The organism is Pseudomonas sp. FW305-28, assembly GCF_017351395.1.
Taxonomy (GTDB): domain Bacteria; phylum Pseudomonadota; class Gammaproteobacteria; order Pseudomonadales; family Pseudomonadaceae; genus Aquipseudomonas; species Aquipseudomonas fluorescens_AA.
The window spans coordinates 1-24,736 of record NZ_JACNDD010000101.1 but is presented as its reverse complement, the minus strand read 5'-3'; the positions used below and the strand labels follow the sequence as shown (position 1 = coordinate 24,736).

The 24,736-nt window shown below is 60.3% G+C and carries 12 protein-coding genes and 2 pseudogenes; 9 read left to right on the top strand and 5 right to left on the bottom strand.

Annotation, left to right across the window (positions count from 1 at the left end):
• The 4 genes and pseudogenes from J4E53_RS21385 to J4E53_RS31155 form a co-directional block, all read left to right on the top strand.
• Positions 1-5,734, top strand: a 5,734-nt coding sequence (locus tag J4E53_RS21385) for a non-ribosomal peptide synthetase (RefSeq protein WP_207268184.1), incomplete at its 5' end; no start/stop codon positions are given.
• A gap of 78 nt (positions 5,735-5,812) precedes the next feature.
• Positions 5,813-6,964 (top strand): macrolide transporter subunit MacA, encoded by a 1,152-nt coding sequence (gene macA / locus J4E53_RS21380; RefSeq protein ID WP_060742627.1) that lies wholly within the window; start codon positions 5,813-5,815, stop codon positions 6,962-6,964.
• Between the two features lie 2 nt (positions 6,965-6,966).
• Positions 6,967-7,654: pseudogene (locus J4E53_RS31160) on the top strand (ABC transporter ATP-binding protein); the annotation flags it as partial.
• A gap of 65 nt (positions 7,655-7,719) precedes the next feature.
• Positions 7,720-8,928 (top strand): annotated as a pseudogene (locus J4E53_RS31155) (ABC transporter permease); the annotation flags it as partial.
• A gap of 85 nt (positions 8,929-9,013) precedes the next feature.
• On the opposite strand, the gene J4E53_RS21370 reads toward J4E53_RS31155, so the two are convergent.
• Positions 9,014-10,354, bottom strand: a complete 1,341-nt coding sequence (locus J4E53_RS21370; protein ID WP_103310073.1) for a diaminobutyrate--2-oxoglutarate transaminase family protein — start codon at positions 10,352-10,354, stop codon at positions 9,014-9,016.
• A gap of 292 nt (positions 10,355-10,646) precedes the next feature.
• Here J4E53_RS21370 and J4E53_RS21365 point away from each other — a divergent pair, with 292 nt between their 5' ends.
• From J4E53_RS21365 to J4E53_RS21355, 3 genes are read left to right on the top strand one after another with little or no spacing between them, the layout of a single operon-like run.
• The gene (locus J4E53_RS21365) at positions 10,647-12,077 is read left to right on the top strand and encodes an efflux transporter outer membrane subunit (protein ID WP_103310072.1); all 1,431 of its coding nucleotides are present in this window, start codon (positions 10,647-10,649) and stop codon (positions 12,075-12,077) included.
• A gap of 50 nt (positions 12,078-12,127) precedes the next feature.
• Positions 12,128-13,177: an efflux RND transporter periplasmic adaptor subunit gene (locus tag J4E53_RS21360; RefSeq protein ID WP_371919225.1), complete on the top strand. Its 1,050-nt coding sequence runs from the start codon at positions 12,128-12,130 to the stop codon at positions 13,175-13,177.
• A complete protein-coding gene (locus tag J4E53_RS21355) occupies positions 13,174-16,248 on the top strand; it encodes an efflux RND transporter permease subunit (RefSeq protein ID WP_103310069.1) in 3,075 nt (1,024 codons plus the stop codon). The genes J4E53_RS21360 and J4E53_RS21355 overlap by 4 nt, the downstream gene beginning before the upstream one ends.
• Positions 16,249-16,317: 69 nt before the next feature.
• Here J4E53_RS21355 and J4E53_RS21350 read toward each other — a convergent pair whose 3' ends face one another.
• Both J4E53_RS21350 and J4E53_RS21345 read right to left on the bottom strand, forming a co-directional pair.
• Positions 16,318-17,184: a helix-turn-helix transcriptional regulator gene (locus tag J4E53_RS21350; protein WP_103310068.1), complete on the bottom strand. Its 867-nt coding sequence runs from the start codon at positions 17,182-17,184 to the stop codon at positions 16,318-16,320.
• Positions 17,185-17,213: 29 nt separating this feature from the next.
• A complete protein-coding gene (locus tag J4E53_RS21345) occupies positions 17,214-17,987 on the bottom strand; it encodes an acyl-homoserine-lactone synthase (protein WP_103310066.1) in 774 nt (257 codons plus the stop codon).
• A gap of 625 nt (positions 17,988-18,612) precedes the next feature.
• Between J4E53_RS21345 and J4E53_RS21340 the strand changes: the two genes are divergently transcribed.
• Positions 18,613-19,212, top strand: coding sequence for a LysE family translocator (locus J4E53_RS21340; RefSeq protein WP_103310065.1), 600 nt, complete (start codon positions 18,613-18,615; stop codon positions 19,210-19,212).
• A 76-nt stretch (positions 19,213-19,288) separates the two neighbouring features.
• On the opposite strand, the gene J4E53_RS21335 is transcribed toward J4E53_RS21340, so the two are convergent.
• Positions 19,289-20,017, bottom strand: coding sequence for a LuxR family transcriptional regulator (locus J4E53_RS21335; protein WP_060742618.1), 729 nt, complete (start codon positions 20,015-20,017; stop codon positions 19,289-19,291).
• A gap of 388 nt (positions 20,018-20,405) precedes the next feature.
• Entirely contained in the window at positions 20,406-23,063 is a 2,658-nt protein-coding gene (locus J4E53_RS21330; protein WP_060742617.1) for an excinuclease ABC subunit UvrA, read from the bottom strand.
• Between the two features lie 194 nt (positions 23,064-23,257).
• Between J4E53_RS21330 and J4E53_RS21325 the strand changes: the two genes are divergently transcribed.
• Entirely contained in the window at positions 23,258-24,736 is a 1,479-nt protein-coding gene (locus J4E53_RS21325; RefSeq protein WP_103310063.1) for a hypothetical protein, read from the top strand.

Genomic DNA, 24,736 nt, shown 5'->3' with positions numbered 1-24,736 from the left:
TGTGGCCGGGGAGATTTACATCGGCGGTGTGCAGGTGGCGCGGGGTTACCTGAACCGTCCGGAACTGACCGTCGAGCGTTTCCTGCGGGATCCGTTCAGCCGTGCGGCGAATGCGCGGATGTACCGCACCGGCGACCTGGGTCGCTACCTGCCGGATGGCAACATCGAGTACCTGGGGCGTAACGACGATCAGGTGAAGATCCGTGGGTTCCGTATCGAACTCGGCGAGATCGAGGCCAAGCTTGCCCAGCATGAGGCGATCAAGGAAGCCGTGGTGCTGGCTCGCGAAGACGTGCCGGGGGCCAAGCGCCTGGTGGCTTATTTCACCGTGCACGGTGACGAGCACAGTGTCGAGATCGAAAACCTGCGAACACAGTTGCAAGCCCAACTGCCGGAATACATGGTGCCGGCGGCTTATGTGCGGCTTCAGGCATTGCCGCTGACGCCGAATGGCAAGCTGGATCGCAAGGCATTGCCGGCGCCGGACCTGGCGTCGATGATTACCCGTGAGTACGAAGCGCCGCAGGGCGCTGTGGAAACGACACTGGCACAACTGTGGGCCGAGCTGCTCAAGGTCGAAAAGGTGGGGCGTCATGACCACTTCTTCGAATTGGGTGGGCACTCGTTGTTGGCGGTCACGTTGATCGAGCGCATGCGCCAGGCCGGCTTGAGCGCCGATGTGCGCGTGCTGTTCGGCCAGCCGACCCTGGCCGCGTTGGCGGCAGCCGTGGGCGGTACGACGGAAATCGTGGTGCCGGACAACGGCATCGTGCCGGGTTGTGAGCGGATCACCCCGCAGATGTTGCCGCTTGCCGACCTGACACAGCAGGAAGTCGACGCCATTGTTGCCTGGGTGCCCGGTGGCGTGAGCAATGTCCAGGACATCTACGCCCTGGCGCCATTGCAGGAAGGGATCCTGTATCACCACCTGGTTTCGTCGCAGGGCGATCTCTATGTGCAGCAGGCCATGTTCAACCTGGAGGACCGTGCCCGGTTGGATGCGTTCGTGAGTGCGCTGCAAGGCGTGATCGACCGCCACGATATCCTGCGCACGGCTGTGCTTTGGGAGGGCTTGCGCGAGCCGGTGCAGGTGGTGCTGCGGGAAGCGCCGCTGGCGGTGCAGACCTGTACGGTCGAGCCGGGCGAGGACGTGGCGACGCAGCTTCGTGAGCGTTTCGACCCTCGGCACTCTCGGCTCGATGTGCGCCAGGCGCCCATGATGCGGCTTGCCTGTGCCTATGACGACGAGCACCAGCGCTGGGTCGCGCTGCTGCTGTTTCATCACATTGCACTCGACCACACCGCGCTGGAGGTGATCCAGCACGATATGCAAGCGTACTTGCTCGGGCAGCAGGCTCAGTTGGGCGATGCCGTGCCGTATCGCAACTACGTGGCCCAGGCGCGGCTTGGCGTGACGCAAAGCGCCCACGAGGCGTTCTTCAGGGACATGCTCCAGGATATCCAGGAGCCGACCCTGCCATTCGGTCTGCAGGACGTGCAGGGCGACAGCCATGTCATCGAACAGGCCCGGTTGGGCGTGGACGACAGTTTGAATCGTCGCCTGCGGACACAATCGCGACTACTTGGCGTCAGCGCGGCGAGCCTGCATCACCTGGCCTGGGCGCGGGTGGTGGGCGCCGTGTCCGGGCGCGAAGACGTGGTGTTCGGTACCGTACTGATGGGCCGGATGCAGGGCGGTGAGGGGGCCGATCGGGCGCTAGGGTTGTTCATCAACACCTTGCCGCTGCGGGTTGACGTCGGCGTCGACGGGGCCCGGGCAGGCGTCAAGGCAACGCATGCGCGTCTCACCGCGCTGCTGGGACACGAACATGCGTCGCTGGCACTGGCACAGCGTTGCAGCGGTGTCGCTACGTCGACGCCGTTGTTCAGTGCACTGCTGAACTACCGGCACACTGCAACGCAGGTCACCGAGGAGGCCCAGTCGGCCTGGAACGGGATCGAGGGGCTCGGCGGCGAGGAGTGGAGCAACTATCCACTGTCGCTGAACATCGACGACCTCGGCGAGGCCTTTGTGCTGACCGCCCTGGCGGAGTCGCGCATCGGGGCAGAACGCATCTGCGGCTACATGCACACGGCGCTGGAAAGCCTGGTCGATGCGCTTGAGCGCACGCCCGAGGCACCCGTGCGTGAGCTGGCGATATTGCCAGCGGCGGAACGCCGGCAACTGCTGGTCGACTTCAATGCGACCGACACGGTCTATCCCCGCGAAGAGACGGTCCACGGCTTGTTCGAGGCCCAGGTCAGGGCCCGGCCTGACGCGATTGCACTCCAGCATGGGGCGCAGCAACTCACCTACCGTGAGCTGCACGAGCGAGCCAATCACCTGGCGCATTGCTTGCTTGAACGGGGCGTCCAGCCAGGGTCTCGAGTCGCGATCATGCTGAACCGTTCGTTCGAGCTCATCATCAGCGAACTGGCGATCCTCAAGTGCGCCGCCGTCTATGTACCGCTGGACCACCATGCGCCCGAGGAGCGGCAGCGTTTCATGTTGCAAGACAGTGCCGCGGTGCTGGTGTTGACGACCCGTGACAGGGCCTTGCCGGAAGACATGCCGCGATTGGACCTGGACACACTGCAATTGATCCAGGCTGCACGGCCGGCGGTATTCCCCGGTCAAACCAGCGATACACCGGCGTACATCATGTACACCTCGGGCTCCACGGGCCACCCGAAGGGGGTGATCGTGCCGCACTTGGCCATAGGCCGATTGGCGATCAATAACGGCTACGCGGATTTCGGTGTACAGGATCGCGTGGCGTTCGCCTCGAACCCGGCGTTCGACGCCAGTACGATGGAAGTGTGGGGGGCATTGCTCAACGGCGGGCGCGTTGTGATCATTGATCACGAAACGTTGCTCAGCCCGACGCAATTCACCCAGGCGCTGACAGAGGCCGAGGTGTCGGTGCTGTTCGTCACCACCGCCATGTTCAATCAGTACCTGGTCTTGATCCCGGATGCTCTGGCAGGCTTGCGGATCCTGCTGTGCGGTGGCGAGCGCGGTGATCCGGCTTCCTTCCGGCGGCTGTTGGCCCATGCTCCTTCGCTGCGGCTGGTGCATTGCTACGGTCCCACCGAGACCACCACCTTTGCGACGACCCATGTGGTCTCTGCCGTGCCACATGGCGCAACGAGTGTTCCGATCGGCCGTCCTATTGCCAACACCCGGGTGTATATCCTCGATGCCGCGCGCCAACCAGTACCTGTGGGTGTCGCGGGGGAGATCCATATCGGGGGTGTCGGGGTGGCCCTTGGTTACCTGAACCGGCCGGACCTGACCGAGGAACGCTTCATTGCCGATCCGTTCAGCGATTCGGGGAGCGCACGCCTGTACCGCAGTGGCGATCTTGGCCGCTGGCTGCCCGACGGCACCATCGAATACCTGGATCGCAATGACGGTCAGGTCAAAATACGTGGCTTCCGTATTGAGCTCGGTGAGATCGAGGCCCGTTTGCACGAGTGCCATGGGGTGCGCGAGGCCCTGGTGGTAGCGCGGGAAGACAGTCCGGGCGACAAGTGCCTGATCGCGTATTACACCGAGCACGAGAACGGTGGGGACCTCGATGCGGACGTCCTGCGCGCCCAACTGCGCTCCGTGCTGCCGGAATACATGATCCCGGCGGCCTACGTGAGATTGACGGCGTTGCCGCTGACACTGAACGGCAAGGTCAACACCGGGGCGTTGCCGGTACCGGAAATGCACGCTTATGGGAGCCAGGACTACGAGGCGCCGCAAGGCGACCTGGAAGTCACGCTGGCCGGCTTGTGGGCCGACGTCCTGAAGCTGGAGCAGATCGGTCGTCACGACAACTTCTTTGAGCTGGGCGGTCATTCACTGCTGGCGATCCGGCTGGTCGGATTGTTGGCACAGGCCAACCTGACCATCTCGCTGGCCGAGCTGTTCCAGCACGAAAGCGTCGCATCGATGGCATCGATGCTGCTGGCCCGCACCGAGGATGCCCAGGTCAAGGAGGCCATCGTACCGGTGCGCACCACTGGCCAGCAGAATCCGCTGTTCCTGGTGCACGAGTTCAGTGGCCTGGACCTGTACTTCCCGATGCTGGGCAAGCACATCGATCCGGATATCCCGGTGTATGGCCTGCCTGCCGTCGAATGGGGTGAGCCGCAGTTGCAAACGATGGAGTGCATGGCCTCGCGCCTGGTGGGGATCATTCGTTCGGTACAACCCAAAGGGCCTTATCGCCTGGCCGGCTGGTCGTTCGGTGGCGTGCTGGCCTACGAGACCGCGATCCAGCTGATCGGCCTGGACGAGGAGGTCGAGTTCGTCGGTCTCATCGACAGCTATCTGCCCCGGCTGGTGGATCAGGGCCGGTCGCGCTGGGCATTGGACGAAGCCCACAAGCTGCATCTGCTGGACCGCTGCGATGTTTTCTGGAGGGCTGCGTTGCCTGGCGAAGAAGTACTTGCAGTGATGCTGGAGAATCTGGCCGATCTGCAAGGACAATTGGATCGATTCGATTTCACAGGTCTGGTGCAGCATTGCCGCGACGAGGCGTTGCTGCCTGCCGAGCTGGCCGTCTATAGCGCGGAGCAACTCTGGCAGTACCTCGATCGCGAAGTGGCCCATGGTCACGCGTTGGCCCATTATGCGGTGTATCCGATTTCCGTACCGGTGCATCTGCTGGTGGCCGAAGAACGCAAGGACGACGCGCCCGAGCACTCCGGCTACCTGGGCTGGGACGCTGTCCTGCCCACGTCTAAGTTGCATTGCATCAAGGTGCCGGGTAACCACCAGAGCATGATGCAAGCGCCCCATGTCAAGGCATTGGGCCAGGCCATCACTGCTGCACTCCACACCGCCGCATCGCGTCCGGCCCCCTCACCGAAGAGCGGTTACCAGCCGCTGCTGACGATCCAGGGTGGGCGTACCGATCGAGCGCCGATCTTCTGCGTGCCGGGAGCTGGCGACAGCGTGACCGGTTTTATCGGGTTGACCGATGCCTTCGGTCCTGACTGGCCTATCCATGGGCTGCAGCACCGCGGGCTGGATGGCAGCACGGAGCCTTTCAGCCTCGTGGAGACGGCCGCCCAGGTGTACCTCGACGCGATCGACAAGGTCCAACCGGAGGGGCCGGTGCATCTGCTCGGCCATTCCTTTGGTGGCTGGATCGTGTTCGAGATGGCGGCCCGCCTGCATGCCCGGGGTCGCAAGGTGGCCTCGTTGACGCTGATCGACAGTGAATCGCCGGGCGGCAACGGGGTGGTGGGCAAGCCCTATACCGCGACGGGGGTGCTGAATCGACTGATTGAGGCGATGCAGTTGGCTTCCGGCAAGTCGTTGGGGATCGATGCCACGGTCTTCGGTACCCAGGACGATACCGCGCAGATGCGTTTGCTGCATGCGGGCATGGTACGGGCCGGCATGCTGCCGCAGCGTTCGGCGGTGGATTCGATGCGCGGTCCGGCGCGGGCCTTCGGTACGGCCCTGCGCACGGTGTATCAACCGCAACATCGCTACACCGGGCCGGTGCGGTTGGTGCTGGCCGATGATCCAACCCTGGACACGGCCGGTAACAAACGCGAACAGGAACAAATGATCGAAGGATGGCGCAAGCATATCCCCGACCTCAGTATCTGGTACGGTCCGGGCAACCACTTCACGATCCTCAAGGCCCCTCACGTACACAACCTGGCAGCCTGGTGGCAGGACGGCCTTCCCATGCTCGACGAGGAGGCCGCCAGTGACTACGTATGACTGTCTCTCCTTGACGCGCATCCATGGAGCCCGGCGCCACGTTGGCCGGGTCTGAAATCAACGCACTCATGGTTATTTATGGAAAAGTCGAAGTTTCGCAAAATCGCTATCGTGCTCGTACTGGTCGTGGTGGCCGGTCTGATTTTCTACAGCGCGCAATCGCCGGGCAAACCGCCGGAGTACCTGACCGCCACGGTCGAGCGGGCTGACATCGAGAACTCGGTGTTGGCGAGCGGGACGCTCCAGGGGGTCAAGCAGGTCGACGTCGGTGCCCAGGTATCGGGCCAGCTTAAATCGCTCAAGGTCAAGTTGGGCGACAAGGTCAAGAAGGGCCAGTGGCTGGCGGAAATCGACCCCATGCTGGCACAGAACTCATTGCGCCAGACCCAGGTCAACGAAGAGAACCTGATGGCCAAGCGGCAGGCCACGGCGGCGCAACTCAAGGACGCCAAGGCCACCTATGACCGCTACAAAAAACTGCAGCCGGACGACGCGATCTCCAAGCAGGAGTACGAGACTGCCGAGTCGAACTACAAAGTGGAAGCGGCGAACCTGCTCTCTCTCGATGCGCAGATAAAGGACGCCCGTATCCAGGTGGAAACCGCACGGGTCAACCTGGCCTACACCCACATCGTCGCGCCGATAGACGGCTATGTCGTGGGGATCGTGACGCAGGAAGGCCAGACTGTGATCGCCGAGCAACTGGCGCCGGTCCTGCTCAAACTCGCCGACCTGGACACCATGACGGTCAAGGCGCAGGTATCGGAGGCCGATGTGATTCACATCGTTCCCGGCCAAGAGGTGTATTTCACCATCCTGGGGGAGTCGGAAAGGCGCTACTACGCGACACTGCGAGGCACCGAGCCTGCGCCGCAGAACTTCCTCGAAACCCAGGCAGCCGGGGCGCCCAAACAGAACACTGCGGTGTTCTATAACAGCCTCTTCGATGTGCCGAACCCCGATCATCGCCTGCGTATCTCCATGACTGCCCAGGTTCGTATCGTCTTGGACAAAGCCAAGGATGTGTTGACGGTTCCCGTCGCCGCGCTGGGGGCGAAAAACCAGGATGGCAGCTTCGTGGTCCGTGTGCTCGATGCCGAGGGCAAGGCTCAGCCGCGCAACGTGCAGACGGGCATCAACAACAACGTCAGGGCCGAGATCAAGGATGGCCTGGCTGAAGGTGACAAGGTTGTCATCGGCGAGCCGACCCCCGCCGTGGCAGGAGCCTGACCATGACGCGACCACTGTTGGAACTCGAGGGCATCACCCGCAGTTTCCTTGCGGGCGAAAAGGCGTTCATCGCGCTCAAGAACATCAACTTGACGATCAATGCGGGCGAGGTGGTCGCGATCACCGGTGCTTCCGGTTCCGGCAAGTCGACCTTGATGAATGTACTCGGCTGCCTCGATCATCCGGACGCCGGAAGCTATAAGGTGGACGGGCGCGAAACCGGTTCGATGGACGACCGTGAACTGGCCAGGTTGCGGCGCGACCACTTCGGTTTCATTTTCCAGCGCTACCATTTGCTGCCGCACCTGAGCGCCTTGCACAACGTCGAGATGCCGGCTATTTACGCCGGTGCCGCAGAGTCACAGCGCCACAACCGTGCCGGGGACCTGTTGAAGCGCCTGGGGTTGGTGGGGCACCTGAGCAATCGGCCGAGTCAACTCTCGGGTGGCCAGCAGCAGCGGGTGAGTATCGCTCGGGCACTGATGAATGGCGGCGAGATCATTCTGGCGGACGAACCCACCGGTGCGCTGGACACCACCAGTGGCAAGGAAGTCATGAAGATCCTGCTGGAGCTCAATGCGGCGGGGCATACGGTCATCATCGTGACCCACGATGAGAAAGTGGCGGCTCACGCCCAGCGCATCATCGAGATCCGCGACGGTGAAATCGTCAGTGATCGTCCCAATCCGCAGAGGCCGCTGCAAGATCCGTCGGCACAAGACACACGCCCGGCCAAGGTCAAGCCCACAAACGGCCTGCTCGCCAGCTTCGGCCTGTTCAGCGAAGCGTTCAACATGGCCTGGGTGGCGCTGGTCTCGCATCGAATGCGAACCCTGCTGACCATGTTGGGCATCATTATCGGTATCACCTCGGTGGTATCGATCGTGGCGATTGGTGAAGGGGTCAAGCAGTATGTCCTCAAGGACATCCAGGCGATCGGCAGCAACACGATCGAAATCATGCCTGGGTCCGACTGGGGGGACAGTCGCTCGACGGCTATCGAAACATTGGTGCTGTCCGATGTGACCGCCCTGGGCGATCAGTATTACATCGACAGTGCGACGCCCAACCTGGGTCGCAACCTGCTATTGCGTTATGAAAACATCGATGTCAATGCGACCGTCAACGGTGTGAGCGCGAGTTATTTCCAGGTTCGCGGAATCAAGATCGGCTCGGGTGTGGCGTTCAGCAAGGACGATGCCCGGCGGCAATCGCAAGTGGTAGTCATCGACCACAACACAAGCCACAGACTGTTCGGCTCGCACACAGACCCACTGGGTAAGGTGATTCTTGTCGACAACCTGCCTTGCACGGTCATCGGCGTGACCGAAGACCGCAAAAGCGTCTTCAACACCAGCAAGAACCTGAACATCTGGATGCCCTATGAAACCGCGGCCGGTCGGTTGCTGGGCCAGCGTTTCCTGGACAGCATCACGGTGCGGATAAAGGACGGGCAACCGAGCAAATTAGTGGAGGACAACGTAGTCAAGCTCCTGACCCAACGCCATGGCATCAAGGATTTCTTCACCTACAACCTCGACAGTGTGATGCAAACGGTGCAGAAGACCAGCCAATCGCTGGCGCTTTTGCTCTCGTTGATTGCGATCATCTCGCTGGTGGTGGGGGGCATCGGAGTGATGAACATCATGCTCGTCTCGGTGACCGAACGTACCCGTGAGATCGGTATCCGCATGGCCGTCGGTGCACGCCAGTCCGACATCCGCCAGCAGTTCCTGGTGGAGGCGGTGATGGTGTGCCTGATGGGGGGCACGATTGGCATCGCCTTGTCGTTTGGTATCGGCTACGTCTTTTCGATCTTCGTCAAGGAGTGGCAGATGGTGTTCTCGGTGGGATCGATCGTCACCGCTGTCGTCTGTTCGACCCTGATCGGCATCGTGTTCGGCTTCGTGCCCGCGCGCAATGCCGCGCGACTCGATCCGATCAATGCACTGGCACGGGACTGACCCGGGCTACCCAGGCTTGAAGCCAGGTAGGGAAGCCTGTGGCGAGGGAGCAAGCTCCCTCGCCACATAAGGTGTGCCTGGCGCCTTATACCGCTACGCGTGCCGCATGCGGACGAGTCTCGCCGACCTTCCTCACCGCCTGTTCGAAGCGGTCCAGCACCATGCCGACCTCGGTCTCGGTGATGGTCAGGGGCGGCAGGAACCTGAGCACTGCGCCATGGCGCCCACCGGTTTCCATCATCAAGCCGTTGTCGAAACAGTTGAGCTTGATGGCGTGTGCCCGGGCGCCGTCAGCCTGGCCGGCGCGCTGGTTGTCGGCCGGCTTGGTGATTTCCACGCCGATCATCAGTCCGCGACCGCGGATATCGCCGATGAATGGAAAACGCTGCGCGATGTCCCGCAGGCCACTTTCCAGTCGTTCGCCCATCCGGGCGGCATGGGCGACGAGATGGTCCTTGCGGATTTGCTGCATGGTGGCAGCGCCGGCAACCATCGCCACCTGATTGCCGCGGAAGGTCCCCGCATGCATGCCGGGGCCCCAGGTATCCAGATGTTCGGCGTAGACGATCACCGCCAGTGGGTAGCCACCGCCGATGGCTTTGGACAGCACCAGGATGTCGGGGACGATGCCGGCGTGCTCGATGGCGAATGTGCTGCCGGTACGACCCAGGCCGGTCTGGACTTCATCGACGATCAGCAAGATGTCCTGCTCGAGGGTGATTTCCCGTAGCGCCCGCAGCCAGTTGGCCGAGGCCGGGATGCAGCCGCCTTCGCCTTGCACCACCTCGACGATGACCGCCGCCGGTTTGGCGATGCCGCCCTCCGGGTCCGAGAGGACGGTACGGATGTATTCGATGGACAGTTGATCGGTATGCTCGCCATTGGTGCCGAACGGGCATCGAAACCGATAGGGGAAGGGCAGAAAGTGCGTGCCTTGGGCGATCAGGCCATCGCCGGTCTTGGGGGACAGCTTGCCCATCGCCGACAGTGCGCCGGCCGTCATCCCGTGGTAGCCGCCGTGGAACGCCATCAATGGCGAGCGCTTGGTGTAGTGGCGGGCCAATTTGATGGCGGCCTCGACGGCATCCGAACCGCTGGGCCCGCAGAAGAGAATCTTGCTGGTGTCGCGCATTTGCGCAGGCAGCATCGAGAACAGCTCCTGCACGAACGCATGCTTGGCCGGTGTGGCCAGGTCCAGTGCCTGCTGCAGGTGATCGCTGTCGAGGAAGCGCATCACCGCATCCCGGACCTCGGGCGGATTGTGCCCCAGGGCCAGTGTCCCGGCGTTCGACAGGCAATCGAGGAACTCCTGGCCGCTGGCATCCTTGATACGCATGCCCTTGCCGCTGACGAACAGGCGCTGGAAAGTCTGTGCATAGGTACGTGCGTTCGACTCGACGTTTTCGAGGTAAGTGAGTGCTTCCATATTCGATCATCCATTGGCTATGGAACGTGAACCGAGCGGGGCCATTCATGCTCGACAGCAAGTGCAGCCATTACTGGGCAGGTCGGGCTCATTTCAACAGGCCCCCGTCTTTATCGCGAGTTTTCCTGCCGACACCTGTCCCCAATTTCCACGCCAGACATTGGAGCGGGCGCAAGGTTAAATAACTGCCATACGAGCCTCATCAAGCCATCGTTAATAATCCGCCATCTCCCTGAGTTGTGCCGGTGCCGGGTGCTTGCTGTTTTCACCTTTGACACCCCTAGAGAACCCTATGCATGTCTTCAAGCCTCCAGAGAGCATATTGCTGGTGACACTGTGTGCGGTGGCCTTGAGTGGCTGCGTATTGGGCCCTGACTATCGGGTGCCAGACGTCCCGATCGCCGCCAAATGGCAGGCACCGGTGCCCCATGGCGCGTCCGTGGCCGCGTTGGCCGACTGGTGGCGGCAATTCGATGATCCGGCATTGACCGAGCTGTTGCGCCTGGCCGAAGCCGATAGCCCGTCCATGGACCAGGCTTGGGCGAATATCTCGCTGGCCCGTGCGACCGCCGACAGTGACGCCGCCGATGCCTTGCCCAAGTTCGACGCCAGGCTGTCCGGTGGCCGAGGCGGGCAGCAGACCGGTTCGCAGCGCCTGGGGGGCTCAGGTTCCTCTGCAACGATGGATGCCGCCTGGGAGCTCGATCTGTTCGGCAAGTTGCGCCGCAACAATGAAGCCGCCAACTCCCGCGTCGAAGCACGGGTGGATGACTGGCATGACGCGAGGGTTTCCCTGGCGGCCCAGGTGGGTGATTACTACGTGCAGTACCGAGGCTGCCAGAAGTTGGTATTGGCTTACCGTGACCAGGCCCAGTCACAGCAAGACACCGCGCGCATGACGCGCCAGTCGTTCGGGGCGGGCTTCACGTCCTCCGCCGACGCCGCGCTGGCCGATGCCAGTGCCGCCAGCAGCGCTGCTGCCCTGGTCCAGCAGCAGAGTGAATGCCAGGTGCTGCTCAAGAGCCTGGTGGCACTGACAGGCAGTGATGAAGGGCGACTGCTGGACGTGCTGGGCCACACGCCGGCGCAACTGCCCAAGCCGGCAGAACTCAATGTGCAACAGGTTCCGGCCGACTTGCTGCGCCAGCGCCCGGACATTGCCTCCGACGAGCGCGAGCTGGCAGCGGCGAATGCCGAGATCGGCGTGGCCCAGGCTGATCGCCTGCCGAGCCTGAGTCTTTCCGGGACGATTTCCGTGGGAACCATGGTGGGCCAGCGCAACCGTTCCTGGTCGCTGGGCCCGGTGCTGTCGGTTCCGCTGTTCGACGGTGGCAAGCGGCGCGCCGCGGCGCAGGGTGCCAAGGCCTCGTATGACGCGGCCCTGGCGGTCTATCGCCAAACGCTGCGCACCGGTGTGATGGAAGTGGAGCAGGCCCTGGTGCGTCTCGATGCGGCACGTCGCCGAGAGTCGGATGTGGAGCGCTCCACCGCAGGTTTCCGGGAGTCTTTCGAGGCCATCGATCGCGGTTGGCAGGCCGGCAATGTCAGCCTGCTGGACCGGGAAACCGCACGCCGCCAGGCGCTGACAGCCGAGATTGAATTGATCACCTTGCAGCAGAATCAAGTGCGCTACTGGATCGCCCTGTACAAGGCACTGGGGGGCGGCTGGCAAGCCGATCAGCCCCTGGCGCGGAGTCGGGCATCGGGCGGGGACGGCGCGTGAGGTCGCGACCAGGCAAGTTCGCGTTGGCGATCGCAGTGTGCGCGATCGTGGTGGCGCTGATCTATTTTCGCCGGGGCGCTGAGCCAGTCGAGGCCGCCCCCCGGGTCAGCAGCTTGAGCGTGGAAGTCGTCCAGGCGCAACGCCAGGTCTGGCCACAGTTACTGTTTGCCAACGGCGCGCTCGCCCCCTGGCAGGAAGCGGTCATCAATGCCGAGACCAGCAACCTGCGCATCGCCAGTATCGAGGCCGATGTGGGCAGCCGGGTGAAGAAAGGCCAATTGCTGGCCACGCTGGCCAGCGAAACGGTGGTTGCCGAAGAGCACAAACAGAAGGCGCTCGTCGCCCAGGCCGGCGCGAACCTGGAGCAGGCCCGTTCCAATGATCGTCGGGCCCGGGTCGTCGGGCAGGGCGGGGCCCTGTCGGAGCAACAGCGTGAAGACTACCGGATCAAGGTCGCGCTGGCCGAGGCTGACCTTGCCGGTGCTCGTGCCGAATTGCAGAGCACGCGGATCAGGCTCGGACAAACCCGCATCCTCGCCGTGGACGATGGCATCATTTCGGCGCGCACGGCGCTGCTTGGCAAGGTGCTCTCCGCCGGCGACGAGCTGTTTCGCATGGTGCGCGACGGCCGCATCGAATGGCAGGCCGAGCTGGATGCCCGCCAACTGGCCCAGGTTCAGCCAGGCCAGGTCGCCCGTATGACGTTGCCCGACGGCCAGAGCCTGGAAGGGCGCGTGCGGCTGGTATCGCCCACGTTGAATACCAAGACCAGCCGGGGATTGATCTACGTCTCCCTGCCCACCGACAGCGCCGCCCAGGCCGGTATGTATGCCAGCGGCCAGATCGAGCTGGCGCCCCGCGAGGCCGTTACGGTGCCAGACACTGCCGTCATCCTGCGGGACGGGCGTTCCTATGTGTTCACGCTCAATGATGACATGCGCGTAGTCCAGCGACCGGTGGTGGTCGGCCGACGCTTGCATCAGGCCGTGGAGATTCTCAGCGGCCTCGATGAGCCTGCCCGAATCGTGCGTGCTGGCGGTGCGTTCCTCAACGATGGTGCGAGTGTGACCCTCGTTCAATCCCAGGTCGTCCAGCCATGAACATTTCAGCCCTGTCGATCCGCCATCCGGTGCCGGCCGTCATGCTGTTCATTCTGCTGACGCTCTTTGGCCTGTCGGGTTTCGAGAAGCTCGCCATCCAGGATTTCCCGGACATGGACCTGCCAGTGGTGGTGATCAGCGCCACGCTGGAGGGCGCGGCCCCGGAGCAACTGGAAACGGAAGTGGCGCGCAAGATCGAGGACAAGCTGACGTCCCTGCGCCTGCTCAAGCACGTGACGACGACCATCACCGATGGTGCCGTCAACATCAGCATCAGCTTTGACATCGACAAGGATGGCAACGAGGCGCTCAACGAAGTGCGTAACGCGGTCGACAGTGCCATGGCGCAGTTGCCGGCGAGCCTGGACACACCCTCGGTTTCGCGGCTGACCACCAGCGCCTCGGCATTGCTCACCTATGTCATCGACTCCGATAACCTGGATGAAGAAGCGTTGTCGTGGTTCGTCGACAATGAGTTGAGCAAACAGCTGCTGGCGGTGCCTGGGGTGGCAATGATCGCGCGCATGGGCGGTGTCGACCGGGAAGTCCAGGTCAGTCTCGATCCGGCCCTGATGGCGGGCCTGGGTATTCGCGTCACGGACATCGCCAACCAGTTACGGGCGATGCAAAAGGACAACTCCGGTGGCCAGGGCAATCTGGGCAGTGGCCAGCAAGCCATGCGGACCCTGGGTGCCATTGACGATCCGGCGGCCCTCGGTGCCATCGACATTCCCAGCGGCGACGGTCGCCTGCTTGCCCTGGGGCAGTTGGCCGACATTCGCGACACCCACGCCGAACGCAGCACCCGGGCGTTTCGCGATGGCAGGCCCGTGATCGGTTTCCAGGTCACCCGTTCCCTGGGGTTCTCCGATGTCGGCGTCGCCAATGACGTACGCAAGGCCATGATCGCGTTTGAAAAACAGCATCCCAACGTGCAGATCGTTGAAGCCAGTGACACGGTCAAGGCCGTGCTCGCCAACTATCACGATTCGATGAATTTGCTGTACGAGGGCATGCTGTTGGCGGTGCTGGTGGTCTGGTGGTTCCTGCGGGACTGGCGCGCCACGCTCATCGTCGCCACGGCACTGCCGCTGTCGATCATCCCCACCTTTGGCGTGATGTACCTGGCCGGGTTCACCCTCAACGCCGTCTCCCTGCTGGCCCTGGCGCTGGTCATCGGTGTGCTGGTGGACGATGCCATCGTCGAGATCGAGAACATCGCGCGACACTTGCGCATGGGCAAAACCCCGCTTCAGGCCGCCACCGAGGCCGCGGATGAAATCGGTCTGGCGGTGCTCGCCACCACGGCCACCCTGGTTGCAGTGTTCCTGCCCACGGCGTTCATGGGGGGGATCGCCGGAAAGCTGTTCCGCCAGTTCGGCGTGACGGCGTCGGCGGCGCTGCTGTTTTCACTGCTGGTGGCACGGCTGCTGACGCCGATGATGGCGGCTTATTTCCTCAAGGCAAGGCATGAAGCCGACCATGACAGCCCGTTGATGACTCGCTACCTGGGCTGGATCCATGTCAGCCTGACTTGGCGCAAGACGACGATGGGCCTGGCCGGCCTGTGCTTCGTCGGGGCTCTGGCGCTGGTCCCGTTGCTGCCCACCAGCTTCCTGCCAGCGCAGGACACCGGCCGCAGCAAGATAACATTGGAGATGCCGCCAGGAACGACACTGGAACACACCACCGCGATGGCCTTGCAGGCCAGCGAGCGGCTGCGCGAACTCCCCGACGTCACGCATGTGTTCAGCTCGGTGGGGACCGCCAGCAGTTCGGGCGCCGGGCCTGGCGATATCACTGGCGCCGGCGATGCGATCCTGACGGTGGAGCTGGCGCCTCGGAATGTACGCGATCGCAAACAGGTGGAGGTCGAAGCGCAGATGCGCCAGGTGTTGCGCACGCTTGCGGGAGTACGCATCAATGTTGGTGGCGATGGCAGCGGAGAGAAGCTCAATATCGTGCTTGCCAGTGATGACGGCGATCTGCTGGAGCGCACGGCAAGCGCCCTTGAGCCCCAGTTGCGTGAGTTGCGCGGGATCGGCAATGTCTCGTCCAGCAGCGCCTTGCAACGACCGGAAATCCAGATGCGGCCGGATTTTGCCCGGGCAGCGGAATTGGGCATCACCAGCCAGGACATCGCCGATACCTTGCGCATGGCGACTTACGGCGAATACTCCTCGCAACTGGGAAAGATCAATTTGTCCCAGCGCCAGGTGGACGTGCGAGTGCGCATGGATTCGCTGTTGCGCGACGACTTGCAGGCGATCAGCCAATTGCGGGTAACCGGTCGAGACGGCCAGGTCGCACTGGCCTCGTTGGGGGACATCAGCATGGGCAGTGGGCCGGCGCAAATCAGCCGACTGGACCGTCTGCGCAATGTCACCCTGTCTATCGAACTCAACGGTCGCAACCTGGGTGAGGTCATGGCCGAGGCCCGCCAACTGCCGGTGATGCGCAACTTGCCAGCCGAAGTGAAACTGGTGGAGCAGGGCGAATTGCAGTTGATGACGGAGTTGTTCGCCAGCTTCGGCCTGGCCATGGCCATCGGCGTGTTTTGTATTTATTCAGTCCTGGTGTTGCTGTTTCACGACTTCTTGCAACCAGCCACGATTCTTTCGGCCCTGCCGCTCTCGCTGGGTGGCGCGTTGTTGGCCTTGCTGGTGTGCAATTTCAGTTTTTCCCTGTCGTCGGTCATCGGCTTGTTGATGTTGATGGGCATCGTGACCAAAAACTCCATTCTGTTGGTGGAGTACGCCATCATGGCTCGCCGCGATTATGGCCTGGGTCGATACGATGCGTTGGTGGATGCTTGCCACAAGCGTGCCCGTCCGATCCTGATGACCACCATTGCGATGGGGGCCGGGATGTTGCCGACGGCGATGGGAATGGGCGAAGACCCGAGCTTCAGGCAACCGATGGCGGTGGTGGTCATGGGTGGTTTGCTGACGTCGACGTTGTTGAGCTTGCTGGTGGTGCCGGTGATTTTCACTTACGTGGACGATGCGCTTGAATGGCTGAAGCGTCGCACTCGATCGCCAATGGAAGAGGGGGCGCTAGAGGAAGTTTGAGGGGGAAAACAATATTCCCCCAACAAGTACTCGATTCGGTCAGTGAGCGAGCAATCGTTGGGGGTGGGTTTAAACGGCTTGTTGGATCGGGCTATTGCCATTCCATTCCATGTGAGCCGGTGTGGCATCCATCGAATGCATCCAGCGGATCAGCGAACGACGCCCACCAATCCCCATCTTTATGGCGGCGCGCTTCAAATAGCTTTCGACTGTATTGACCTTCAGGTTCAGTTGCTCGGCAAGTTCGGGGGCAGTGCGTCCGGCCAGCAAACCTACGCACACTTCCGTTTCGCGAGAGGACAGACTCAATCCTGACTGTAGCAATCGATCGGCGAACCTTTGGCGCAGCGCTTCCATGCCGCCGTTTTCCGAAGCGTCCAAAGCCAGAAGAGGGTCCTGCTGAGTGGATTCCGGTGGAACAAGGGCTGCCACGTGCTCCTCGACCATGGGCAACAAAAGACAGGAAAAGTCTTTCAATAAGGCATGTTCTTGTGCGGTAAATCCCTTCGAAAGAGGCGATCGATAGATGGACAGTACATAACGACGACCATTCTTTCGGGTCGACAGGTGTAATTGCGTCGTCGTGCTGTAACCGGGAGCTTTTTCTGATCGCTCGGATTTAAGCAGGCACCGGGAAAAATTGGGTATTTTCTGCGGTGCTGCATCTTCAAAGAGTATGTCGTCGGCCAGGAAAAATGGCTTGGCGGTGTGGGTGTCCATGAGTGCACCGACGCAAGCGTTGTCGAGGCCGACGCAACCTATGCTGGAGGTGCTGGGTTCAGACATATTACTTGTGCCGATCCGTTGTTCGGTAATATGTGTTGCATCCACGGGTATTTCCGTGAGTATCAGGTCGTGCAACATACGCGGGAAATTGCGACTGCCGGTACTGGCAATGACTTTGCCAACGTGCGGGAATAATCGTTGTAGGTTCATCCTTTCTCCAAAATCATCCAATTATTTGATTAAAGTTGCAGTTCAGTGTGCATGGGTATCTTTGCCGGAATGTTTCGATTGGGCATTATCTGGGTAGTACCCAAGGATTTATGGAGTGTATCTGACGAACGGTGTGTCATGAGGGGGGTGGTAAGTACCGTTGTTCTGTTGATGGCATTCTTGTTGAGGACCTCGTCGTAAGTTTTAAAGGTGCATGGCAAAGTGCCGTAGATGATGTGTTCTCCCTTCGAGCCTAATGCCGTATTGAGTCTTTCAATTGGCCAGCCAGACCGTTTCAGGATTTTTTCCATAAAGGTATCTACGACGATTTCATAGGCGTGAATTTTTTGTTGTTGAGCGAACTTAATCATTGACAGGAAAAGTGCCGCTGTGCGAATGTCTACATTAGCTCGGGTGAGTTTTCCCGTGGAGAAATTATTGGTTGAAAGTGCAAATCTTGTGGCTTCCCAACAGTGACCCAAGTGCGGTCTGTTTTTTTCGGTTGGAAGGATAAAGCTCAGGGGGCCGCTCATCAATGTGGGTTTGCTGGAAGGACGTAGTCGAACACAGCCGGTAACGCGGTCGTTTTCATGGGCATAGATATAGACCGCGTCGGGGTCGTCGTATTCATCCCACTCATAATCGCTGCCTTGATAACTTTCAATGTCCCACTTCTTTCTATCGATGAAGGCGAGTTTGCGAATGGACAGTATTTGTTCGAGGGTTTTAAGAGGGATTTTTGAGTAGCTTACGATGCTGGTGGATACGCCGGAAAATCCATAGGTGCATGGGGAGTAGTTCATGGATGCGACTTCTTGGCTGCAGGTGTAGCTACTGTTGACTTTGCACTACGGTATTTCAACTGTCCTAAAGTACAGTCTTTGATTTATAGAGTGTGCAGCCTATTTAGTAGGTGCGGTTTTTTGAGCGGATTATAATTTTTGATTTGCTTGTTAGTTGTGGATTTGTATCGTCGAGAATCCAAAAAAGTATAGGTGGGGCCTGGTGGCAAACGGGTGTTGGTCGAGGGGAATTGCATGAGTTAAAATAGGCTCGATCTATTGTTTTTTTGACGATCATGAAAATACCACTCGTAACCAATTGATATGGGGTTGTTCAAAAAATTGACGCGCACAGATAGAGCCTGGCGTCTGTAAATAAACGGTCATCTGGCAATGGGTAGGGTGACTTTCTTTCGCGGGTTGATCCCCGACTGTGCGTCCAAGGAATATCGATTGACGAGTGGATTTTAGTATGTGGCACATTGATGGTGGTCTAGTGTGTTTGCTCTATTTAAGTTGGTTGTCTGACCTCGTATGACTGAAATGGCTGACTTCATGGCACTGTGCTTGAAGTCATGCGGAAAGATGATGGATTGATCTGACCCTGAAAATGAGCCGTACAGGCTTCTGAATATGGATGGATGCTATGAATTATATTGCGTTTTCGTTGTTGACCGTATTGTTGGTTCCGGGACCGACGAATTCATTGTTGTTGCAGGCGGGTGTCAGTAGAGGGTTCAACACGCGTTCGATGCGCTTCGTTGCAGCTGAATGGTTGGCATACGTTATTCAGATGACGATGTGGGGAGTGTTCATTGACTTGCTGATGACCGATCACTCGTGGGTGGTGATCGCTACCAAGATCTTTGCTGTGTGTTTTCTATTTTATATTTCCTTGAAGCTTTGGTTCTCGGTCAAAGAGCATGCGCCTGGTGCAAGGGCGGGTATTACCGTTCCGGATTTGTTTGTGGCAACGCTGACAAATCCCAAGGGGTTGTTTTTTGTTTCCTTCGTTGCGCCGGCGGGCACGTTCCTGTCGCTGGAGAATTGGCTGTCATTCATTCTGCTATTTACAGCCATTATTTTTCCGGTAGGGCTTGTGTGGATCGCAGCGGGCGCTTTTTGTGGTCGAAAATTTCACGCGATTGTATCTGGACGATTTTTAAATCGAGCCATTTCCCTGGTGATTGGGTTGTTCGCCTGTGGCATGCTTTTCAATATCGCATCCCAGGTGAGTTTCGTCTGATTGTGCTCTGATGGCGTCGAATGCGGGCGGTGCCAGGGCGGTGCAGTAAGTAAGATTTAATAACACAAAGCGTTATTTAGATGAGGTTCAACTGCGCCGCTTTGAACATGGCTTGCTTGACATTGGTGCAGTCCATTTTTTCAGTCATTTGCTTGGCATGAAATTTCACTGTTCGCTCGGTGATATTCATGATCAAACCGATCTCCTTATAGTTTTTGCCAAGCGCAAGCCAACGCAGGAATTCAATTTCCCTGGGTGATAGCTTGAGTGTACTCTCGACAACGGTCTCAACCGGGCGGTGCTGGTTGGCGATGAAGCTGAGCGTTTGAATAATGAATATGTTCTCCCTGACAATAGTTGGGAAATCGGGATCGTTTTCTTCCGAAGATAGGTGAACGGAGCCAAACGATCTGCCGGGCTCATGAATCGGAACAGTGAACCCTTGCTTGATGCCATAGGATGCGGATTGATCGAATATTTCCGGATTATTGTCGATTTCTTGTGGGATTTCATCCCAGAAAAAAGGCATGGCGGTAATGGCTGTGTTGGCCATCACAGGGTCTGATTTGTACAGTGAGTTCTTGCGGTAGGTGTCCACCCATTCGGCGGGATAGTTGCTGTGGATGGAGACTTTTGAATTGTCGAAGGGCATGGGCTCCAAGTGAACATAAGCAAATTTTTCAAGCCCGAGTTTCGAGAATATCCAGCCTAGTATCTCGGTGTACTCTTCGTGGCTTTTTCCTGGAATATTATTCTCCACCTCTTGAATTAAATTGAGCAGTTGGCTTGAAATGGGCTTGAGCATAGTAGTCGCGCTCGAAAAATATTAATGTGAATACCTGTAGGTAGCAAAGGCTTCACCTTGATATTCGCCAAGCGGAGGAGGGAAGTTTTATAACGTTGCCATCAACATCCGCACGCTGCTTTGTGACCGCTATCGGGGCTGTGAAAGGGGCTGGAGTATCGGGCGGGGTTTTCCTGTTCATCGGGGTTCGCTTCAGGGCGCGATAATTACCCCTCATGCCGCCGTGTAATGCCTGCTCTCTCAATTGAGATGATGTCATTTTGCGTCCTTGCCGGTGTAACCTCAGCCCTTTGCCCCTGAGGTTGTAGTTAATTACGACTACTGAAACGATTAACTGGAGGACAGTATAGACAGCTTTTTCGCAACAGCGAGAAACATTAAAAAACCTTTATTTTTCACCGTGCAAAGCCCTTTTCAGGAAGGCTGCCGTTCGACTCTCCTGGCATTTCGTCACCGTTTCCGGAGCCCCGCAAACCACCACGTTTCCGCCCTGGGTGCCAGCCCCCGGGCCGATATCGATGACCCAGTCACTCTGCGCTACCACTCGCATGTCATGTTCCACCACAACCACCGTATGACCTTCCTCCACCAGGCGATTCAACTGCACCAGCAAGCGATCCACGTCCTGGGGATGCAGCCCATTGGTCGGCTCATCCAACACATACAAGGTTGCGCCCCGGGCCTTGCGCTGCAGTTCTGTCGCCAGCTTGATCCGCTGGGCTTCGCCGCCGGACAGCTCCGTGGCCGGTTGCCCCAGGCGCAGGTAGCCCAGTCCAATATCTTGCAGCACTTGCAACGAACGCCTGGCCGCCGCTTGTTCGGCAAACACCTCGAGTGCCTGGTTCACGGTCAGCTGCAACACCTGGGAAATGTCCAGGCCCTGCCAGCGAACTTCCAGGGTCTGTGGGTTGTAGCGGGCGCCGTGGCAGGTGGGGCAGGGGGCGTACACGCTGGGCATGAACAACAACTCCACGCTGACGAAGCCTTCACCTTCGCAGGTTTCGCAACGCCCCTTGGCGACGTTGAAGGAAAACCGCCCGGCATCGAATCCCAGTGCCTGCGCCTGTTCTGTGGCGGCAAACAGTTTGCGCACGTGGTCGAACAAACCGGTGTAAGTGGCGAGGTTGGAGCGCGGGGTACGGCCAATGGGTTTCTGGTCCACTTGGACCAACCGCTTGACCGCATCGAGCCCGGCAACAACGCGCCCGACACTGGTTTGCACGGGTTCGTCTTCCAGGCTTTGCTCGTCGGGTTCGGCGTTGGGGCTGGCCTGGCCCAGGTGCGCGCCGACCAGATCCAGCAGGGCTTGGCTGACGAGGCTGGATTTGCCTGAGCCAGAGATGCCGGTGACGGCGGTGAAGCAGCCCAACGGGAAGGCCGCGTTCAGGTTGTCGAGGTTGTTGCGGGTGATGCCTTCCAGGCGCAGCCAATCTTTGGGTGCTCGTGGACTGCGTATCGCAGTGTTTCCTTCGCCAAAAAGATAGGCACGGGTGCGTGATTCCGGCACCTGGCCAAGGCCTGCCGGCGGACCGCTGTAGAGGACTTTGCCGCCTTGTTCACCTGCGTCCGGGCCCACGTCGATGAGCCAGTCGGCGCGGCGCATGGTATCGAGGTCATGTTCGACCACAAACACAGAGTTGCCCGCTGCCTTGAGGCGTTGCAGGGCGCCAAACAATGCTTCGCTGTCGGCCGGGTGAAGGCCGGCGGAGGGTTCGTCCAGCACATAGATCACGCCGAACAACTGGGAATTGAGCTGGGTCGCCAGGCGCAGGCGTTGCAATTCGCCGGACGAAAGCGTCGGCGTGCTGCGTTCCAGGGCGAGGTAGCCAAGGCCCAGGTCGATCAGCGTGACGATCCGCTCCAGCAACTCGGCGGCGATGCGTTGGGCAGCCAGCCGTTTCTCCAGGGAGAGGTTGGGTGTGTGGCGGGCGTCGGGCCCGCCCGCATGGGGATTGTCGCCCCTGGCGGCGCGCTGCTCACGGGCCTCGCGGGTTTGCCGATGACTGAGGACTTCTCCCGTTTCTTCGGCCTGTGCAAGGTAGTCGGGCGCCAGGACCTGCTTGAGCACCTCGGCCAGTTCGAGCAGCGGCAGGTGCGACAGCTCGGCGATGTCCAGGCCGGCAAAGGTCACGGTCAGCGCCTGGCGCTTGAGGCGTTTGCCCTCGCACACCGGGCACGGGCTGGCGCGCATGTATTGCGCCACGCGTTTGCGCATCTGGGCACTTTGGGAATGCATGAAGGTGTGCAGCAGGTAGCGCCGGGCGCCGCTGAACGTGCCTTGGTAACTGGGTTCGAGCTTGCGCTTGAGGGCGGCGCGGGTCTGGGCCGGCGTCAGTCCGGCGTAGACGGGAACGGTGGGAGTTTCTTCGGTGAAGAGAATCCAGTCCCTTTGCTTTTTCGGCAGGTCGCGCCACGGGATGTCGACGTCATACCCCAGGGTCACCAGGATGTCCCGCAGGTTCTGGCCTTGCCAAGCCATGGGCCAGGCAGCCACGGCGCGTTCGCGGATGGTCAGAGATGGGTCTGGCACCATGGAGGCTTCGGTCACTTCATAGACCCGGCCCAGGCCGTGGCATTCCTGGCAGGCGCCCTGGGGCGTGTTGGGCGAGAAGTCCTCGGCGTAGAGCATGGGTTGGTCGGCCGGGTAGCTGCCGGCGCGGGAGTAAAGCATGCGAATCAGGCTCGACAAGGTGGTGACGCTGCCCACGGATGAACGTGCGCTGGGGGTACCGCGTTGTTGCTGCAAGGCGACTGCCGGCGGCAGGCCCTCGATGCTGTCCACGTCCGGTACGCCCACCTGGTCGATCAGGCGCCGCGCATAAGGCGCGACGGATTCGAAGTAACGACGCTGGGCTTCGGCATAGAGCGTGGAGAAGGCCAGCGACGACTTGCCGGAACCCGACACGCCAGTGAATACCACCAGGGCATCGCGAGGGATGTCCACGTCGACATTCTTGAGGTTGTGTTCACGGGCGCCACGCACCCGGACGAAACCGGTGGCGTGCGGCAATGAAGAGACGGTGGCGGGGCCGGAGCTTGCGGGCATGGAGCGTTCCTTGTGGGCGTCTGCTTAACGCGTTGGGGCTTTCAGGTGAAGCGGCGTCACGCAGAGAATGGAAGCTGGGTCACAGCGTTGACAATTATGCGACCGGCTTCGTCCATTCTCGTGCGATAAAAATTTACTCCGGACAAAAGAGATGAGAAAAGCTTCGCAGTTTTCCCCCGGATACGGACCTCCCCATGCCTCGTTCAAAACTGCTCTCTAGATTGTTTGTCGCTCTGCTGGCCGGCGCGGCGCTGTGGTACATGTGGATGATCACCAGTGCCAAGCTGGAGTGGGGTGGCGACAGCCCCGATCAGCAGCAAGTGGGCGCCGTGAAGGATACCCGCTTGCGCGCGATGACCCAGTATTGCACGGGCGTGACGGTGACTCCGCAGGGGGCTTGGCTGGTGGGACGCCTGGAGGAAGAGGCCCAGGCGCTTGAACCGTCTGCTGATGTCGTGGACCTGGATGCGGTGGTCTATGGCAAGCCCGCGGAGGCTGAAGAAGCGGAGGAGCCCGGGACCTTTGCCCGATTGTTCTCTCGTGCCGAAAAGGAAACTTCCTTCATTTCCCGTCTGGATGCTCAAGGGCAATTTCAGCTCGTGGCCCATGTCAGCGGCGCCGCTTGTCTTGTGGCCAGCCCCGACGGGAGCAGTGTATTCCTGCTCACGGGCCTGCGTCGGCCTGAAACGGCGAATACCCATGAGCCCGATCAAACCGTGATCCTTCGCAGTGATGATCAAGGCCAACGCTGGACTTGGTTGACCAAAGGTTGGTTTCCCGAGGCCGATTCGTTGGCCTGGAACCTGGTTCCCTATTTCCACGGCTCGAATGAAGTCTGGGCCGTGGGCACACCGGACGTGGTGGATGAAGACAGCGATGAGGAAAAACCGACAGCCGTTTCCACCGGCGTCTTTTACTCGGCCGATCGCGGTGCGAACAGCTCGCCGATAATGGCGCCTGAGTCGCTGCTGGTGTCCGCCGAATACGCCCGTGGCAAACGTCCTGACATCACTGATTGGGGCACGAACGCAGGCGAACAGGGGGAAATCCAGACCCATGTCCTGCAGCTCGATGCACAGACGGCCTTTATCTGGGTGTCCCAACGCTTCTGGGGTGGCCATCCCGATGGCGTCAGCCACAATATCGCGGTCAATGTCACGACACGGGCCCGGTTGCAGGCCAAGGCAGGGCATTGGCAGGTGGTGGACAAGCAGCGCCATGACAACTTGTTCGTGAGCAAGCTGCTACAGAACGATGCCGGGCGTGTGATTGGACTGATTGACCAGGGGGAGCGCGGGCAAGATGTGGTCGCCGAACTGGATACCGCCGCGCTGACCTGGACGCCCTTGAGCGACCTGCCCAGTGTGTTCGCGCCATTGGCGTCGGATAGCCAGGTGCGTGGCAGCAATTTCTGGATGGGGCAAAACACCCTGCTGATCAACACCACCAGCAATCACCATCCACCGCGCTGGCTCTACTGGTGGTCGGACGCGAACATCTCCGCCGATGGGGTGTTTTATTCCAAGGATTGGGGCCGCTCCTGGCAGCGCCTCGCCATCGGCGGTTACCTGGGCATCCTCGGTTTTCAAGCAGAGCAGGATCGGGTGATCTGGGCCAAGGGCAACTGGTACGACAATCATGACGGTCGCATCTATTCCTATGGGTTGCGCTGA

Coding starts and splice junctions, on each gene's coding strand:
- J4E53_RS21325 (WP_103310063.1), top strand. CDS start 23,258: ATGCCTCGTTCAAAACTGCTCTCTAGATTGTTTGTCGCTCTGCTGGCC.
- macA (WP_060742627.1), top strand. CDS start 5,813: ATGGAAAAGTCGAAGTTTCGCAAAATCGCTATCGTGCTCGTACTGGTC.
- J4E53_RS21340 (WP_103310065.1), top strand. CDS start 18,613: ATGAATTATATTGCGTTTTCGTTGTTGACCGTATTGTTGGTTCCGGGA.
- J4E53_RS21350 (WP_103310068.1), bottom strand. CDS start 17,184: ATGAACCTACAACGATTATTCCCGCACGTTGGCAAAGTCATTGCCAGT.
- J4E53_RS21370 (WP_103310073.1), bottom strand. CDS start 10,354: ATGGAAGCACTCACTTACCTCGAAAACGTCGAGTCGAACGCACGTACC.
- J4E53_RS21335 (WP_060742618.1), bottom strand. CDS start 20,017: ATGCTCAAGCCCATTTCAAGCCAACTGCTCAATTTAATTCAAGAGGTG.
- J4E53_RS21345 (WP_103310066.1), bottom strand. CDS start 17,987: ATGAACTACTCCCCATGCACCTATGGATTTTCCGGCGTATCCACCAGC.
- J4E53_RS21365 (WP_103310072.1), top strand. CDS start 10,647: ATGCATGTCTTCAAGCCTCCAGAGAGCATATTGCTGGTGACACTGTGT.
- J4E53_RS21355 (WP_103310069.1), top strand. CDS start 13,174: ATGAACATTTCAGCCCTGTCGATCCGCCATCCGGTGCCGGCCGTCATG.
- J4E53_RS21330 (WP_060742617.1), bottom strand. CDS start 23,063: ATGCCCGCAAGCTCCGGCCCCGCCACCGTCTCTTCATTGCCGCACGCC.